This window comes from Paenibacillus praedii (assembly GCF_049725345.1).
In the GTDB taxonomy this organism is placed as follows: domain Bacteria; phylum Bacillota; class Bacilli; order Paenibacillales; family Paenibacillaceae; genus Pristimantibacillus.
On record NZ_JBMWAM010000002.1, the window covers coordinates 229,564 to 245,724 of the forward strand.

16 protein-coding genes and 1 pseudogene are annotated in these 16,161 nt (G+C 47.8%); 7 read left to right on the forward strand and 10 right to left on the reverse strand.

Annotated features, from left to right (window positions below):
- Positions 1-20 precede the first annotated feature (20 nt).
- The 3 genes from ACO9K6_RS03745 to ACO9K6_RS03755 all read right to left on the reverse strand — a co-directional run bounded on the left by ACO9K6_RS03745 (position 21) and on the right by ACO9K6_RS03755 (position 1,057).
- Entirely contained in the window at positions 21-245 is a 225-nt protein-coding gene (locus ACO9K6_RS03745) for a hypothetical protein (RefSeq protein ID WP_424766191.1), read from the reverse strand.
- Between the two features lie 35 nt (positions 246-280).
- Positions 281-481, reverse strand: a complete 201-nt coding sequence (locus ACO9K6_RS03750) for a hypothetical protein (protein ID WP_424766192.1) — start codon at positions 479-481, stop codon at positions 281-283.
- A 144-nt stretch (positions 482-625) separates the two neighbouring features.
- Positions 626-1,057: an Hsp20/alpha crystallin family protein gene (locus tag ACO9K6_RS03755; protein WP_424766193.1), complete on the reverse strand. Its 432-nt coding sequence runs from the start codon at positions 1,055-1,057 to the stop codon at positions 626-628.
- A gap of 172 nt (positions 1,058-1,229) precedes the next feature.
- On the opposite strand from ACO9K6_RS03755, the gene ACO9K6_RS03760 reads away from it, so the two are divergent.
- From ACO9K6_RS03760 to ACO9K6_RS03780, 5 genes are read left to right on the forward strand one after another with little or no spacing between them, the layout of a single operon-like run.
- Positions 1,230-1,457 (forward strand): spore germination protein, encoded by a 228-nt coding sequence (locus ACO9K6_RS03760; RefSeq protein ID WP_424766194.1) that lies wholly within the window; start codon positions 1,230-1,232, stop codon positions 1,455-1,457.
- Positions 1,454-1,657, forward strand: coding sequence for a spore germination protein GerPB (locus ACO9K6_RS03765; RefSeq protein WP_424766195.1), 204 nt, complete (start codon positions 1,454-1,456; stop codon positions 1,655-1,657). The genes ACO9K6_RS03760 and ACO9K6_RS03765 overlap by 4 nt, the downstream gene beginning before the upstream one ends.
- Positions 1,658-1,698: 41 nt before the next feature.
- On the forward strand, positions 1,699-2,367 hold the full coding sequence (gene gerPC / locus ACO9K6_RS03770) for a spore germination protein GerPC (protein WP_424766196.1): 669 nt from the start codon (positions 1,699-1,701) through the stop codon (positions 2,365-2,367).
- A complete protein-coding gene (locus tag ACO9K6_RS03775; protein ID WP_424766197.1) occupies positions 2,367-2,603 on the forward strand; it encodes a hypothetical protein in 237 nt (78 codons plus the stop codon). The genes gerPC and ACO9K6_RS03775 overlap by 1 nt, the downstream gene beginning before the upstream one ends.
- On the forward strand, positions 2,593-3,030 hold the full coding sequence (locus ACO9K6_RS03780) for a spore germination protein GerPE (RefSeq protein WP_424766198.1): 438 nt from the start codon (positions 2,593-2,595) through the stop codon (positions 3,028-3,030). Before ACO9K6_RS03775 ends, ACO9K6_RS03780 begins: the two co-directional genes overlap by 11 nt.
- Before the next feature lie 85 nt (positions 3,031-3,115).
- Here the strand turns inward: ACO9K6_RS03780 and ACO9K6_RS03785 are convergent.
- Positions 3,116-3,676, reverse strand: a pseudogene (locus ACO9K6_RS03785) (YeiH family protein).
- On the opposite strand from ACO9K6_RS03785, the gene ACO9K6_RS03790 reads away from it, so the two are divergent.
- Together ACO9K6_RS03790 and ACO9K6_RS03795 are read left to right on the forward strand one after the other, a co-directional pair.
- Positions 3,656-4,042, forward strand: coding sequence for a LysR substrate-binding domain-containing protein (locus tag ACO9K6_RS03790; protein WP_424766199.1), 387 nt, complete (start codon positions 3,656-3,658; stop codon positions 4,040-4,042). The pseudogene ACO9K6_RS03785 and the gene ACO9K6_RS03790 overlap by 21 nt on opposite strands.
- Before the next feature lie 103 nt (positions 4,043-4,145).
- Positions 4,146-6,014 carry a squalene cyclase gene (locus tag ACO9K6_RS03795; RefSeq protein ID WP_424766200.1) on the forward strand — a complete coding sequence of 623 codons (1,869 nt, stop codon included), beginning with the start codon at positions 4,146-4,148 and terminating at the stop codon, positions 6,012-6,014.
- Positions 6,015-6,087: 73 nt separating this feature from the next.
- On the opposite strand, the gene gntK is transcribed toward ACO9K6_RS03795, so the two are convergent.
- The 6 genes from gntK to glgB all read right to left on the reverse strand — a co-directional run bounded on the left by gntK (position 6,088) and on the right by glgB (position 15,507).
- A complete protein-coding gene (gene gntK / locus ACO9K6_RS03800; RefSeq protein ID WP_424766201.1) occupies positions 6,088-7,626 on the reverse strand; it encodes a gluconokinase in 1,539 nt (512 codons plus the stop codon).
- A gap of 210 nt (positions 7,627-7,836) precedes the next feature.
- Positions 7,837-9,816 carry a glycoside hydrolase family 15 protein gene (locus ACO9K6_RS03805; RefSeq protein ID WP_424766202.1) on the reverse strand — a complete coding sequence of 660 codons (1,980 nt, stop codon included), beginning with the start codon at positions 9,814-9,816 and terminating at the stop codon, positions 7,837-7,839.
- Positions 9,798-11,261, reverse strand: a complete 1,464-nt coding sequence (gene glgA, locus ACO9K6_RS03810; protein ID WP_424766246.1) for a glycogen synthase GlgA — start codon at positions 11,259-11,261, stop codon at positions 9,798-9,800. Before glgA ends, ACO9K6_RS03805 begins: the two co-directional genes overlap by 19 nt.
- Positions 11,262-11,307: 46 nt before the next feature.
- On the reverse strand, positions 11,308-12,420 hold the full coding sequence (glgD, locus tag ACO9K6_RS03815) for a glucose-1-phosphate adenylyltransferase subunit GlgD (protein WP_424766203.1): 1,113 nt from the start codon (positions 12,418-12,420) through the stop codon (positions 11,308-11,310).
- A complete protein-coding gene (locus tag ACO9K6_RS03820) occupies positions 12,417-13,583 on the reverse strand; it encodes a glucose-1-phosphate adenylyltransferase (protein WP_424766204.1) in 1,167 nt (388 codons plus the stop codon). Before ACO9K6_RS03820 ends, glgD begins: the two co-directional genes overlap by 4 nt.
- Positions 13,584-13,599: 16 nt before the next feature.
- Complete coding sequence (gene glgB, locus ACO9K6_RS03825; RefSeq protein ID WP_424766205.1) at positions 13,600-15,507, reverse strand: 1,4-alpha-glucan branching protein GlgB; 1,908 nt, start codon at positions 15,505-15,507, stop codon at positions 13,600-13,602.
- Positions 15,508-16,161 lie beyond the last annotated feature (654 nt).

Genomic DNA, 16,161 nt, shown 5'->3' on the forward strand with positions numbered 1-16,161 from the left:
CTCTCGTCAATGAGAGCCTCTTAACCGTTCAATCTCATGTTAATCATAAAGCTGGCCGCCATCGCCGCAAAGAGCAAAATACTTAAAATTGCGACCAGCTTCCTGCGGCGGTCCAGTCGAGCAACCCGCTTTACGTCGCCTGACTGCCTTCTCGCTTCCGTATAAGAGCGGTGCAGGAATAAATAGGTAACACTGGCTGCAACAAATAATAGGTTAACCAGAAACCAAATGGCTGTCCAAAACAAGTTTATTCCTCCGGTCATGATTAGCTATAGTCCTACTATAAGTACCATTTATTCAGGATGAACATGAATACACCGAAGCTGACGATGGCGCCTGCGAAGCTTAACCAGCCAATTTTAAATTTTTGTTGAAACATGCGCAAAATGCCAAAGCTTAGCAGGCCGAATATGAGCAGCAAAAAAATGATTCCTAGTATGAATAAAGTAGCAGAAACACTGCTTACATCAACTAATGACACGAATAACACTCCCTTTGCAAATATGTACAGGTTCACTAGACATTATAAGGGATTGGACAAGCATTATCCAGCCGCAAACCCTGTCCATTTCGTGACAAATAAGAGCGCATGCCAGCTAGCGAGCGCTCCTTCTGCAATTAAAAGCTACCATCGCACGTTCGCTTCATAGTAAGCTCGATTTGTCGGCCTCTTCTTGAGCTTTACTTGCAGTAAATCTTCCTTTAACAGCGTTTTGCATAAACGAGGCTTCACCAGCTTTGGCAGCTTGATCATCTCGCTTTTCCCATTCGGCAAACCATCTAACCTCAGCCGGTCCTCACGCACAAACAGCCGCAGCTGCTCCCGATCATAGCCGTCTGGCAGTTTTATTTTCACATGAACAAAGTGGCGCGTTTCCGAGATGGCAGCTAAGCCTCCTCCCACCATTGCTCCGGCTGCTTCGGGCAACGCCTTTGTCATCATTTTTCTCACATATTGCTCTACCCAGTCCGGCTCTCTCAATATCTCAAAGCCTTTTGGTAGCCGCTGTCCTTCCATCCACCGCTCCAGCTCATCCCATTTGGATGCCACAAGCATGCACCTGCCTTCCAGCACTTCTACCAGTGTATGCGCTCGCCTTCTTTCAGGCCACTCCTGACGCAGTAACCTCTAGGCGAATGCCGCATACGATGTAGCATAGCAATAAAGAGGAGTAATCAACAGTTTCTAGAACCGCCAAACCAAATGCTTTAGAAAGAAGGAGATGCTTATGCCTGCTGTCGTCGGTTTTGTCAAAATCGTTAGCGTCGGCTCCGGTTCTATCGTCCAATTTGGCGATGCTTTAGAAGTATCGCCAAACAGCAATTCAAAAACGTATGCGGGATCCGGCTCATTCCTAACAGGCAGCTTGACCAATTCCAATAATGCGGTAAGCGCTACGAACTCTATTGATCCGGATGTACAAGATAATACAAATAATGACATCGGTGTTGTATGAACCTCACGATCCACCAGCAGATTACCATTCACCAGCTCCGTGTGGACAGTGTGTCGAACAGCTCTGTCCTTCAGGTTGGGAGCGCCGGGTCTATTCGATCCTTATCGCAGCTTTATAATACCGGCGGGTTCACGGGACCCGCTCCTCAGCTCGGTCAAGAAAATCCGCTCTCCTTCGTGCCGCTGCCCAATCCAACCTAGCGGCTCTGAAAATAGGTTTGCAGCAAAGGAGGATATGACTTATGCAGCAGCCAAATCAGCTTTCACCGTGGCAAGCCTGGTCGCTGGACGTGCAGCATACTTTCAAAGCTCTGCAGGAGCAGATCGACAAGCTGGAAGCGCAGATTTCCGCTTTGTCCGAGCAGGTGAAGCTGCTGGAAACGCGTCCCTCTTATAATATAGAAAGCATTGAATATCATTTTGATCAATTAAAGGTGGAAAAGCTTGACGGTACGTTAAATATCGGCATGACTGCGCCAGGCTCAGGAGACAACGCATTCCCTGGCAGCATAGAACAGCTTAACGTCAGCAAGCCAATGGTTTTCCCTTCAGCAGAGCCCGCCATTCCCTCTTCTACAGAACCTTTTAACACGATTTTTGCTCAAATGAACAGCTATTTAGACACCGAAGCGCAGCAGCGGCTGCTCATGTACGAAAATGAGCTTTGCATCCCGCTTGACCCTTATCATCGGCGAATCATTATCGAGGATGTACGTAAGCAGTTGCCGACACGCATTCAGTATTACGTAAACCAATTAAAAACGATGTATGGGGATCAGGCTGCTGGTAATCAATCGAACGAAATCAGTGCTGGCGTACTTGCCAAGACGAAGAGGGATGCCGATGCTGCTTTGCTGGCCTATATGCAGCAGCTGCAAACAGGCTCAACTCCACCAGGAGGAAATGCATAATGATTCAATTCAAGGTTATTAACCATTCACTGACAGTTGGTCAAATTGAGCTGCTTGGCGTTTCCAGCGCATCCATGATTCAGGTCGGCGATACCGACTACGTAAGCTTATATTCCATGTTCGATACGCCGCCGGAATCTGTCATTGTTGGACCTCTTGCGCCTTTCCCGCTTCCTGAGGGCTCCAGCGCGGCGCAGGGTGAAGCTATTGTAACGGGACAAGGCGATGAAGACTGAGTGTAGAGAAGAAGCTTTCCCTACCCGGACTGCAAATCTCGGCTCGTTATGCATTATCAGCGCTTCTCAAACTGCTTGCGTACAGTTAGGTGATCGAGGTCAGACCACAGCTTCACTGCAAGCGCTGTCGCTGCAGCGTCAACAAGATCATACCTCAGCAGGGGATGTTTTTTTCGAATCGTATCCGATCTTTAACCGCGCTCCGCCTATTCTGAATGATGCGGAGTACGATAACGGACAGGTCGTAAACCTAGAGCGCGTGAACCTTTCCCCCAATATTTGCGTTGGCTCAGTCCATATCATCGCAGCAGGGGCAGCTTCCAGCATTCAGGCGGGCAACGGCATGCGTTTGACTACCTATTCACGTATTAAGCATATTCGTCAATACCCGCGCCCCCGACCAGTACCGCCAGTTGGCTATTCCTAAGCAGATGACTTGCGAGGCTTATATCAGGCAGGCTGCACGCCAATAAAGTCCGCCTAGATCATAAAATCTGGACGGACTTTTCAAATTAATTCAATTTCAGGCTGAATACGAGTATTAGCCCAAGCAGCGACAGCAGCACTGACCCCATTAGTCCTGCCGCGAACGACTTCAAGCCCTGCCTTTTGAACATGAGGAGTTCGACGCCTAATCCCAGACCTGCCATAGCCATTGCAATAAGCAAATAAGCTCCATTAATTAGCAGCTCGGTTACTAATGGAGGGATAATATCAAGCGTATTGACCGCGCTCATCATAAGAAAACCAACGATAAACCACGGCATTGGTATCGATTTGATCGACTTGAAGCTGATCCGCTGACCTTAACTTTCCCCTCGTCTATGCCAAATTCCGATAAAAATGTCCACTGGGACAAGCATCGCCACACGAGTCATTTTCACAATGACCGCAAGATCAATTGCCGCCTAGCCGCCCGGTGCCGCCGCCGCAATGACATGTGCAACCTCATGCAGCGTTGCTCCCGAGAATATGCCGTAGCCTGCTTCGCTTAAAGGCAAAAATGAATAAAAAAAGGTGTACGCCAGCGTAAACATTGTTCCTAGAAGATTATGATTGCTCCTTCCGATCATCCGCTTGCAACCTATCGTTTCGTCGATGCCGCGCTGCTGCGCAGCCAGGTTTGGGTACTGCGGGAATTAGGCTCAGGCACACGCGCCTATAGTGATCAATTTATAACTGATGAGAACCTAACGCCGAAGAGAACCTATATATTCAATAGCAGTCAAAGCGTCAAAGAGGCTGTGCTGAGCGGCTTAGGCATTGCTATGCTCTCACGATGGATCGTCAGCAAAGAGCTGGAGACCGGAGAACTGCGCGAGCTGCCTATGCGAAAAAAACAATTCGAGCGTCATTTCTCGATTATCCGGTATAAAGAAGGCTCCACCGCAGTGGCACTCCGTGTATTTGTGCAACGATTGCTCGCAGCAAATGGATGAGCAGCATCCTCCGCATCACTCCTGCCTATCGATAATCATAATGACAACGCCAGACCTCGCATATACTTGAAGCAACTATTGTTGCAAAGGATGAATGCGGACTATGGATATGAGCAGATTGCGTGATCGAATAAATCTGATGACAGCCGAGCTGCTTCGCCAGCAATCACCTGACGGCGCTTGGCGTATGTGCTTTGACTCTGGTGTGATGACGGACAGCTATCTGATCATATTAATGACAGCACTCGGCAGAAGAGATCATCACTTTATGCCTTCACTTGCTGCACGAATCGCTGCAAGGCAGCAAAGTAATGGCGCATGGAAGCTGTACCCTGATGAAGCCGGGGGAAATTTGGAGGCAACCGCTGAAGCCTGCTATGCTCTTCTGTGCGCTGGCTATTATCAGCAGTCGGATCCACGCATTTTGCTTGCGAAGCAATTTATCCGCTCTCGTGGCGGCTTGTCTGAAGTCCGCACCTTGCTGACGCAGGTCATCTTTGCTGCGACTGGCCAAGCCAAATGGCCGCGCCAGCTGCAAATTCCTTTACAAGCCTTTTTCTCCGACCTCGGCATCGGTCTTGACCTGTTTTCGCTTTCCGGTCATGCTCGCGTCCATCTCATCCCAACCCTCATTATGGCGAATACCCAATTTGTGCGCCGGAACGCAATAATGCCGGATTTGTCCGATCTTTTTATTACCGACTCCCGCGTCTTTGCCAATGATGACAATTGGATATCGGCTCTGAACAGCTTCCTTTCCTCGCTTCCGTTAGCGAGCTTGCTTTTCTCCGACTCCTCTGCAATGTTAAAGCAAGCGGAGAACTTTATGCTCGAGCGGCTGGAGCCAAACGGCACGCTCCTCACTTACTCAACAGCTACCATACTTATGATATTTGCGCTCTTAGCGCTGAACTACCCTCCAGAAGCCCCCCTCATCAGCCGGCTTCTGCTTGGCATTCAATCGCTGCAATGCAAGGATCAGCCGCATATACAAGTGGCATCTGCCGAGGTGTGGGATACCGCCATGCTCAGCTATGCACTGCGGGAATCGGGCGTTCCTGCTCATTCAGCAGCCTTAGAGCGCGCAGCCGACTATTTATCCGTTAGGCAGCAAACCCGATTAGGCGATTGGTCCAAACGCAGTCCTCATACGGTACCTGGCGGCTGGGGCTTCTCTGATGTTAACACGATTTACCCTGATGTAGATGACAGCGCTGCCGCTCTTAGAGCGATTCGCCCTTCTATCTCTCGCTTTAGAGACGGACACTCCAAATGGCAGAAGGGCTTAAACTGGATATTAGCGATGCGCAACGATAATGGAGGGTGGCCTGCTTTTGAGCGAGAAGGGTTATCTCTTCCTGCAAGCTTTTTTACTTTTGAAAGCTCTTCAGACATTTCTACCGATCCTTCAACGGTCGATTTAACAAGTCGTGTGCTCACCTTCCTGGGCAAGGAACTCGATATGACGATTGGTCATCGTTGGATTGATGATTCCGTTCAATGGGTATTATCAAATCAGAAGGCGGACGGTAGCTGGTACGGTCGCTGGGGAATCGCCTATATACATGGCACTGGTGCGGTTATCCAAGGGATGACTGCTATTGGTGTGGCAAGAGACCATCCCGCTATTAAGAAAGCGATAAGCTGGCTGCTGAGTATTCAGAATACGGATGGAGGCTGGGGCGAATCTTGCAAGAGTGATAAGGTAAAGCAATATGTTCCATTAGCTGCGAGCACGCCATCGCAAACCGCGTGGGCGATGGATGCCCTTATAGCCGTAAACGAGAAGCTGACACCAGAGCTTATGCGGGGGGCTGAAGCGCTGCTTCGCTCGCTTGCGCGCAGAGATTGGACTTATACGTATCCAACTGGCGCTGGACTGCCAGGAAGCGTATATGTGTACTATCCAAGCAACAACTACATTTGGCCGCTGCTCACCATGTCTGCATTTTTAAAGAAATACGGAACATGACAGGGCGCGTCACATGACGCTTACGATGCATCTAAGCAGAAGAAAACAGCTCGCTTGCTCGGCTGTTTTCTCCTTATACCCACTTTTGTTGGAACGCTGCAATATTGGCATACTCCTCCGTCAACAGACGTGAGATGCGAATATAAATGCGCATAAGCTCAGAATATAGTTGTGCATGCTGCTTGTTTGGCGAATGAAAATGCGATGCGCCCACCATATCAGCGACCGCATGAATCGAATCAATTTCGCCTAAGCTATAAAGTCCAAGTATGGCAGCGCCCAGGCAGGAGCTTTCTATACTTACCGGCACGTAAAGCTCCTGGTCAAAAATATCTGCCATCATTTGACGCCAAAGTTCAGACCTTGCAAACCCCCCGGCCGCTTGAATTTTCACGGGCTTGCCGGTTAATTCCTCAAGCACCATAAGCACGCTGTACAAATTAAAAATAACACCCTCCAGCGCCGCCCGAACAAGATGCTCCTTCTTATGGTGAAGACCTAATCCGAAATACGATCCTCTTGCATTTGCATCCCATAGCGGTGCACGCTCTCCCGATAAATAAGGATGAAAGATCAAACCATCCGATCCAGGCTTTACCTTGCCGGCAAGCTCTGTCAACAGCTCATATGGATCAACGCCAAGACGCTTTGCTTCTTCGATCTCAGCTGTTCCGATCTGATCGCGAACCCATCTAAAGATCATGCCGCCATTGTTAACGGGGCCGCCAATTACCCAGTGTTTCTCCGTTAGTGCATAGCAAAATGTTCTGCCTTTTGGATCGGTTACAGGCTTATCTGTGACGGCACGTATAGCGCCGCTCGTTCCGATTGTAACCGCTACAACGCCAGGCTCGATCGCATTGACGCCGAGATTGGATAATACTCCGTCGCTGGCGCCAACCACAAACGGCGTAGAAGCCAGCAAATTCATTTGCTTCGCAAATTGCTCCTTCAACCCATCAAGCCGGTAGGTTGTAGGAACAAGTTCTGATAATCGTTCAGCCGTCACTCCAGCAACGTGCAGCGCCTCTTCATCCCAATTCAACTGTTGCAAATTAAACATGCCCGTTGCCGATGCGATCGAATAATCGATCACATAACGTCCGAACAGCTTAAAGAAAACATATTCTTTGATCGAAATGAATTTATGCGCATGCTCGAACAGCTCACTATGATCATAACGAAGCCAGGTTAGCTTCGATAACGGAGACATGGGATGGATCGGCGTCCCCGTGCGCAAATAAATGTCATGGCCATTCCAATCGTTTTTAATTTTATTCGTCCATTCCTTACTTCTGTTATCTGCCCATGTGATGCATTTTGTCAGTGGAATACCCTCCTGATCGACGGCGATAACACTGTGCATCGCCGAGCTGAAGGAAACGCATAAAATATCGTCAGAATGCACATTGCTCTTCGTCATAGTTTTACCTATTGTCTCAATGACAGCAGCAAAAATCTCATCAGGATCCTGCTCCGCAATCGCAGGCGACGGAGAATGCAGCGGATATTCCTTGCCTTGACTTGCTACAATCGAGCCACTGACCGTGAACAGCACTGACTTCGTACTGGTTGTCCCGATATCAACCCCGATTACATACTTCGTACTCATCTCGGCTCCTCCTGAAATTGTATAGATAATGTATATTTCTACAATAGCTCTGTTTCAGCTATATATCAAATTTCGTGCCATAGATGAGTATGTGTAACAATCTGGATTTCGTACAGAGCGAGCAATGAGGGGCGATGCTCCCCGACAACAAATAGACCGCATGCTATGGCAGGCATGCAGTCTTCCATCAATGAACGTTTAGCTAAACATTTATTCGTTGGGATCCAATTGCATGCGAAGCTGCTTATACTTCTCCGCGTACTTGCAGACGCTATGCACAACCGTAGCATGCGACCAGGTAAGAGGCGCTACCGAAAGCGGTGTCCCGTCATAAGGGTTAAGCTGCTCAGGCAGCAGACCGCTTTGAAGCGCATGATCGGATACCCACTGCAGCGTACGGCGAGGACCTTCCAGCATCTCAAGCGTTTTGGCGGAATCAATCTCGTAGTTTGCTACCCACAGCGTGCATATAATCCATGGATTGCCCGGCACCTTGTCGATTTCACCTGACTGCTGGAAATAATAATCGTTTGTATACCTTGCGATGCCGCCGATATGCGTTTTGACTTGGAGCCCTTCCTTAATGGCCTCCATCGTCTGGACAACACGGAAATCATCGACCGGAAGCACACCGAATTCCAATACGCCGAACAGACTGCTCTCCAGAGTCATATCCTTCACCCAGCGGTTATCCTTCTGAATAAGCCCGCGTGCGAAACGTCCAGCCTCCTCATCCCACAGCTGAGTAATAATGCCCTTCTTAATCGCTTCTGCCGTTGTCTTGTAGTGATCGCTTCTCTCGTAGTCACCGAAGAGATCCGTGAAGTATGCTGCAGCCATCAAGCCGCCATAAACGGAGGCGGCGGTATACGTCCATATGCCGTAACGCTCCTCCCATAGATCATAGCTTGGCTTTGGCAGAGACAGCGGCTCTTCGATGTAGGAGCTCAGAAATGAAGCCGCTTTACGTATTAAATTACTATACAAGGATTGCGGCAGCTCGATAACCTGGTTACGCGAGTAGTCCTTCCACAATGCAAAGAGAACGAGAGCCGTCTCATCCTCTTGAATGGGCAAACGCCTGCTTCCCTGTACAATATAAGGATGCCAGCTAGAGCCAACAGTCCCATCTGGATTGTACTTATGATACAAATAGCCATCTGGCGCAAGAGCCTGAGCGCAAAATTGGAAAAATGGAGAAATAACGCTCTGATAGCCGGCCATGGACATCGCATCTGCGATAAGCGCTCCGTCACGCGGCCACATGTAGCTGTAGTGATCTCGATTGTATTGCAAGATATCCGTATCATTAGCTGCCAAAATCGCTCCGCGCTCATCGATCTGCGTGCGTACAAGGAGCAGGCTTTTCTTGAACATTTTCACAACGTCCTGCGGAAGATCACCGAGGTCAGTTTCTGCCCGGCGGAGCCAGTGCTTCCAGTAAATAACCATCCGGCTGAGCAACTTCTCCGGATGATTCTCCTGCACGTATTGATTAAGCTCCTTCACAACCTCTAGGTTTGGACCGATCGACATCCAATAGTAGATCGACTTATCGCTATTAGGGGGGACGATTGTACGGAAGCTGATGGTGCTGTCTACTGAGCCCTGAGCAATGGAGTTGCCCATCAACACGCCATCCTCCGCATCGCGCCAGGTTCCCTCAGCTGATTGAAACCTCTTAATACCAGTAGAGTACTGCATCATGCCGCCCTCATCCGAAGAACCGTTAAACATGAAATAATTGTTTCGCTTGTAATGATACAAGGTATGATTCTCTGGATAATATACAGCTGTGTCGCCAACTTCAGAGCCATCAATCATCAGATCCTGGTGAAAGAACAGCCTGACCTCCATCTGCTCGCTTCTTTTGTTGCGGATGACAACTCTTTTAATATAAATGCATTCCCGCTGATGGATGCCATCATTCATTTGGAGCTCGATGCCTAATCGCTCATGCTTTGCAATAATATTCGTGACAAGCGACTCCTCGATATAATCGAGATCAAACTGCCATTCCGGCTCATCCAGCCATGAGAACATGCCGTCCACCCAAACGCCCATGCGACAGTAATGACCGCCAACATGATTTAGCTGACCAACAAAAGGATAATAAATATCGCGAATATAACAATGCTGGTCTAAGTTCAGAAGCATTTTTCCGTTGCCGATTACAAGATGACGGGCCATGATTCCTTCTCCTTTCGATGCGCGGTAAGCTCCGTATATACGGACATATAGGCTTTGGCCGACCGGCTCCAGCTGTAATCCTCTTTGATGCCATTGCCGACGATTTTCTTCCAGACCTCCTCATCACGAAACAGAGCGAGCGCTCTGCGCACGGTATGCATATAGTCATGCGCGTTGTAATTCGTAAAGCTGAAGCCGTTCCCTTCGCCAGTATATTCGTCATAGGCTTGTACCGTGTCTTTCAGACCACCTGTCTCACGAACAATCGGTACGGAGCGATAGCGCAGCGCAAGAAGCTGGCTAAGACCGCAGGGCTCGAATTTTGAAGGCATGGCGAACATGTCCGAGCCTGCATAAATACGGCGTGCCAGCCGATCGTCATAACCTAACCATACCGCCACTTTATCGGGGTAACGATAGGCGGCATCATTCAGAAAATGTTCATATCGTCCCTCGCCGGCACCTAAGATGACAAACTGCACCTCCTCTTGGAGCAGCTCCTCAAAAGAGGCCGCGATCAAGTCAAAGCCCTTCTGCTCGACTAGACGCGACACAATTCCAATCAACGGAACCGTTTCTGATTGCGGCAAACCAAGCTCCCGCTGGAGCTCAAGCTTGTTTTTTCGCTTACGGCTCAGAGAATTGCGATACGGCGTATGAAGCGCGGAGTCATTCATCGGATCGAACAGCTCGTCATCGATGCCATTCACAATGCCGATTAAATCGCCCGACCGGTACCTAAGCAGCGAGTCGAGCCCCTCTCCGTAATATTCCGATTGAATTTCCTCCGCGTATGTGCCGCTTACGGTCGTCAGCTTATCTGCGTAGTTAAGCCCGCCCTTCATACAGCTTGCCGCGCCAAAATATTCAAGACTCTCCGCTCTGAACATTTCATCGCCTGCGCCGATTAAATCCTTCATCTGGTCTATTCCTAATATGCCTTGATATTTCAGGTTATGAATCGTAAATACTGACTTCGCATAAGCCCATGCCGGATCAAAAGCATACTTCGTCTTAAGCAGGAACGGAATGAGCGCCGTCTGCCAATCATGGCAATGAACAATGTCGGGATGGAAATCCATATAACGGACAGCCTCCATAAATGCAAAGCAGAAGAATACAAAACGCTCCGCGTCATCATCATAGCCATAAAGCCCGGTTCTCTTAAAATAAAACTCGTTATCGATCAAATAGTAGGTCACGCCATCAAGCTCTGCTTTCAAAAGACCACAGTACTGATTGCGCCAGCCGAAGGAAACGGTAAAGTGAGCGATTGATTCAAACTGCGCAAGGAAATGCGCTGGAATTTCTTCGTATTTCGGAAGCACGACTCTGGCATCAACACCGCGTTGACGGAGCGCTTTGGGGAGCGCTCCTGCAACGTCAGCAAGGCCGCCGGTCTTAGCAAGTGGTACAGCTTCAGAGGTTGCGAACAGTATGTTCATAAGAAACTCCTTTCCAAATGACGCTGCAGCAGCGCCTTCTATATATTTAAATAATTTTACGCTTACCAGCAAGAAACGGAGAGGTGTCAGCACCGCGGATGTCGCGATCCGCTTCAATGCGCACATCCTTGTCCAAAATACTGTGTTGAACAAAGCTATTCTCGCCTATGATGCCGTTTTGCATAATGATACTGTTACTTACTACAGCACCCTTCTGTACATGCACTCCCCGGAATAAAATTGAGTTGACGACCGTGCCTTCTATTCGGCAGCCATTTGCAATGAGCGAATTAATCGTCTTGGAGCCCATTAAATAACGAGCAGGCGGTTCGTCTTTAACTTTCGTATAGATCGGATTCGGCTGATAGAACAGCTCCTTCCAAACTTCTGGATCCAGGAGATTCATACTATTGCGGTAGTAGCTCGACAAGGTATTCACAACACCTAAATAGCCTTCATGCATATACCCGTATATGGCCAACTTATCTAATCTGGAAAATATCGCATGCCGTACGAGATGATCCTGCCCCTGTGCCAGCGATGTCTCGACAAGCTCCATAAGCAAATCCTTGCGCATGATATACATTTCCATCGAAACGGTGTCGCTTATCATACGTCCATAGTGATCTTGTATGGCTGTGATCCGTCCATCCTCATTCATTGTTACCTTTCGCGCCTTGCCTGTCAGCAGATCCGCCTGCTGCTTGCATACCACCGTAATATCGGCTGCCCGCTCCAGATGAAATTGAATGACCTTGTCAAAATCGATATTGCATACCATATGACTGCGAGTAATAACAACATACTCCAGATTAGATCGATTAAAGTAATCGCGCTGCTGATAGAAATGATATAAATCGCCGCGGCTAATTTCTTGTATATCATCCGTAGCGGGCGGAAGCACGAACAATCCGCTTTGACGATGCTGCAGATCCCAATCCTTCCCTGATCCGAGATGATCCATTAATGACCGGTACTTCGTATGGGCGAACACGGCTACCTTGGCTATTCCGGAGTTCACCATGCTTGATAATACAAAATCAATTAATCTATACCTAGCGCCGAAGGGTACAGTTGCGAGGCAGCGTCCTTGCGTCAGTCGCTCAAGCTCGTCTGTTTCATGAATTAAATTGATAACGCCCATAATTTTATGCTTCATGATTGCTCCACCTCCTGCAGCAAATGATCATTCGTTACATATTGATCCACCGCAATAACCGTGATCGCCTCATCGTCTGGACTACCAATAATAACGCCAGCCTGAATGACGGCACCCTCACCGATAATGGCTCTATGAATGCGCGCACCTTCACCGATACGAACATTCGGCATTACAACCGATTCCGTAATATAGCTGTTACTTGCAGCTTTCACGCCATAGAACAGCACTGAACGATCGACAACACCTTCTACCAAGCAGCCTTCTGTAATTAACGAAGCAGACACCTCCGCTTTAGCGCCGATATGCTGAGCAGGCTGATTTGGATTAACCGAATAAATCCGCCAGGAGGAATCCGCTAATTCGAGCGGGGGCTCATCCGCCAGCAAATCCATATTAGCCTCCCACAAGCTCTCGATCGTCCCAACGTCCTTCCAATAGCCCTTGAACGGGTAAGAGTGAAGCCGCTTGCCGTCTTTCATCATAGCTGGGATAAGATCCTTGCCGAAGTCGTGACTGGAGCTGCGGCTTGCTTCATCATAAATCAAATATTTTTGCAGCTCGGACCATGTGAAGATATAGACGCCCATTGATGCAATATTACTGGTTGGGCTTTTCGGTTTTTCCTCAAACGCGGTAATACGATCCTCATCATCGATATGCATGACGCCGAAGCGGCTTGCTTCCTTCCATTCAACCTCGATACCCGCAATCGTAACATCGGCACCGGAGCGCTTGTGATGCTGCAGCATAAGCTCATAATCCATTTTATAGATGTGATCCCCTGAAATAATGAGGACATATTCCGGGTTATACCTTTCAATAAAGCCCATATTTTGATAAATCGCATTCGCTGTACCCTTGTACCATACCCCGCCCTTCTGCTTCATATATGGCGGTAATATTGTCATTCCGCCGTCACGGCGGTCCAGGCCCCAAGGGCTTCCAATGCCAAGATACCGGTTAAGCTCAAGCGGCTGGTACTGTGTTAAGACACCAACCGTATCAATACCTGAATGAGCACAATTGCTTAACGTAAAATCAATAATCCTGTATTTCCCGCCAAAGTAGACGGCTGGTTTAGCTAAATCCTTCGTAAGCACACCAAGCCTCTTTCCTTCGCCTCCGGCGAGCAGCATAGCAATCATTTCTTTTCGGCCCATAGACACCAACTCCCTCTCAATGTGTGCTCCCCAGTTCTAGGTTGAATAGCAGGAAGGTATACGGGGGTAAATGAAGCGTAATGCTCTGATTGTGACCATGCCAAGCGATGTTTTCACTGCTGCAGCAAAGCTGTTTTTGTGTTCCTGTGCCGCCAAACTGCTTATCATTGCTATTTATGAAAGAGCGGTAAAGACCTTGCTCTGGAACACCGATTCGATAGTTTTCATAATTGTTTCTGGAAAAGTTGGCTAAAATTATAGAAAAGTCCTTGTTTCCGCGGCGGATAAAGGATATGACGGATTGCTCAGCATTATGAACGTCAATCCATTCGAAACATTCAGAATCACTGTCGCGCTCCCAAAGCGAGGGCTGATTTAAATAGGTTTGATTCAAGACTCTTACGTAATGCTGCATGGCGCGGTGCATATCGTATTCCAACACCATCCAATCCAGCATATCGCCGTCTTTCCACTCATCAAACTGACCCCATTCACTGCCCATAAAGAGCAGCTTTTTACCGGGATGCGTCATCCAAAAACCATAAAATAGCCGAAGCTGGGAAAATTTTTCTTCATAGGAACCGGGCATTTTGTTAAGCAAGGAGCGTTTACCGTGAACAACCTCATCGTGAGAAAGCGGTAAAACATAATTTTCTGTGAAGGCATAAAGGAGTGAGAAAGTAATCAAATGGTGGTTGTGCGGTCGTTCAGAAGAATCGAGCGCCATATAACGCAGCATATCGTTCATCCAGCCCATATTCCATTTGAAATTAAATCCAAGGCCGCCTAAGTAGGTAGGAGCTGTGACAGCGGGCCATGAGGAGGAATCCTCTGCAAGCATGAGAGTATCGGGGTAATAATGAAATACCGTTTCATTAAGCTTCTTTAGAAAGCGGAGGGCATCTAAGTTGTCAGGACCGCCAAGGCTATTATACGTATGCATCTCCGGCGGTTTATCCATATGTAAATTAATCATGCTGGCAACAGCGTCAACACGCAGGCCATCAATGTGGTACACATCCATCCAATAGATCGCATTAGAGATCAAAAAGCTGATGACCTCATGACGGGAGAAATCAAAGCCCAGTGTACCCCATAGCAGCTTCTCGGCTCGCTTGGAATCTGGTCCTTCATAAAGTGGAGTGCCGTCAAATAAGCGAAGACCGTGATCATCCTTACAGAAATGGCCAGGCACCCAATCCAAGATGACACCTATATCACTCTGATGGCACTTGTCAATAAAACGCATCAGCTGCTTGGGTGAGCCGTAGCGGCTCGTTACGCTATAAAAGCCCGTTATTTGGTAGCCCCAAGACTGATCAAGCGGATGTTCCGCTATAGGCATTAATTCGATATGTGTATAGCCCATTCCTGCTGCATAAGGAATTAATTGTTCCGCTAATTCTTCATACGTATAAAAATCTTCTTTTCCTTTAATCTTCCAAGAGCCGGCATGCACCTCATAGATCAGTAACGGATTCGTATAAGGTGACATCTCTCGCTTCTTCGCATACCAGCCTTTGTCTGCCCATTTATAGCCTTTCAAACTCGTTACAACGGAAGCTGTACCCGGACGCCGTTCTGCAAAAAAAGCATAAGGGTCTGCTTTGCGAATCACCTTTCCTTCCGGAGTGACGATTTCGTACTTGTAAAGCTCGCCTTCACGGATATACGCAATAAATATCGAAAATATGCCCGTCGTTCCTATATTCTTCATTCGATGCTCTATACCGTTCCAGCCATTAAAGCCGCCAATTACTCGAACCTCTGCGGCATGAGGCGCCCATACAGTAAAGCGGACACCCTGAATACCTTTCACTTTCATAAGGTGAGCACCCATAAAACGGTAGCTGTGATAAGAATCTCCCTTATTGAACAAGTACAAATCTTTGTTCGATAGACCGCTACTTGCTGCTTTCACCATTTGCGGCTTCACCTCCGCTAAATTAGTTTGGACGGATCGTAATCAGCAGAACGTGGATCAGTTACGCTTATTATACATGCTTGTTTGAAAAAAACCAGTCTGATTTCAGAGATTACAACAAATTCATACTTTTTATGTCATATTAGTTGACACGAAACTATCTCTAACTCATTATTCTATGAATGTAATAATGTTTCGAACAATAGCCCTTGGTAACAGCCATTCTTGCGCAGTTTATCCATACACATTCGGATTCTTGCTTTACACGACGCGGTCTTACCATATTGGGATCACCATGCCGCAATAAGCGCTGATGATGCATCGCGCATAAATCCTTTGCTTTAACCGGCTTCGTACAGTTTTCAATGATGCAATGGTTCATCTATAGTCTCTCCTGTCTTTCTGCCTTGAGTTTTTCCAAACCGCCTAACTGTCTGCTATTATCATATCTGGAAATCGAATGAGAATAAAGCTTGTTTTTCATCTTATTAAAGACGATTATGCGAACAATAATTATAGTATGCAAACGCTTTGTGCCTATGAAGTTCTCAAGTTTAATAAATTTAAACCATGAATGAGCCATCGATTAATGCTGCCAATTCAACAGCCTTTCTAGCATCGACACAACTCGACAAGTACTGAAAAAAGAGATTT

Bases quoted from the DNA above. Each gene is read 5' to 3' on its own strand.
- ACO9K6_RS03765 (WP_424766195.1), top strand. From the start codon at position 1,454: ATGAACCTCACGATCCACCAGCAGATTACCATTCACCAGCTCCGTGTG.
- ACO9K6_RS03805 (WP_424766202.1), bottom strand. From the start codon at position 9,816: ATGGCCCGTCATCTTGTAATCGGCAACGGAAAAATGCTTCTGAACTTA.
- ACO9K6_RS03790 (WP_424766199.1), top strand. From the start codon at position 3,656: ATGATTGCTCCTTCCGATCATCCGCTTGCAACCTATCGTTTCGTCGAT.
- ACO9K6_RS03775 (WP_424766197.1), top strand. From the start codon at position 2,367: ATGATTCAATTCAAGGTTATTAACCATTCACTGACAGTTGGTCAAATT.
- gerPC (WP_424766196.1), top strand. From the start codon at position 1,699: ATGCAGCAGCCAAATCAGCTTTCACCGTGGCAAGCCTGGTCGCTGGAC.
- glgD (WP_424766203.1), bottom strand. From the start codon at position 12,420: ATGAAGCATAAAATTATGGGCGTTATCAATTTAATTCATGAAACAGAC.
- gntK (WP_424766201.1), bottom strand. From the start codon at position 7,626: ATGAGTACGAAGTATGTAATCGGGGTTGATATCGGGACAACCAGTACG.
- glgB (WP_424766205.1), bottom strand. From the start codon at position 15,507: ATGGTGAAAGCAGCAAGTAGCGGTCTATCGAACAAAGATTTGTACTTG.
- ACO9K6_RS03760 (WP_424766194.1), top strand. From the start codon at position 1,230: ATGCCTGCTGTCGTCGGTTTTGTCAAAATCGTTAGCGTCGGCTCCGGT.
- glgA (WP_424766246.1), bottom strand. From the start codon at position 11,261: ATGAACATACTGTTCGCAACCTCTGAAGCTGTACCACTTGCTAAGACC.
- ACO9K6_RS03755 (WP_424766193.1), bottom strand. From the start codon at position 1,057: ATGCTTGTGGCATCCAAATGGGATGAGCTGGAGCGGTGGATGGAAGGA.
- ACO9K6_RS03820 (WP_424766204.1), bottom strand. From the start codon at position 13,583: ATGGGCCGAAAAGAAATGATTGCTATGCTGCTCGCCGGAGGCGAAGGA.
- ACO9K6_RS03780 (WP_424766198.1), top strand. From the start codon at position 2,593: ATGAAGACTGAGTGTAGAGAAGAAGCTTTCCCTACCCGGACTGCAAAT.
- ACO9K6_RS03795 (WP_424766200.1), top strand. From the start codon at position 4,146: ATGGATATGAGCAGATTGCGTGATCGAATAAATCTGATGACAGCCGAG.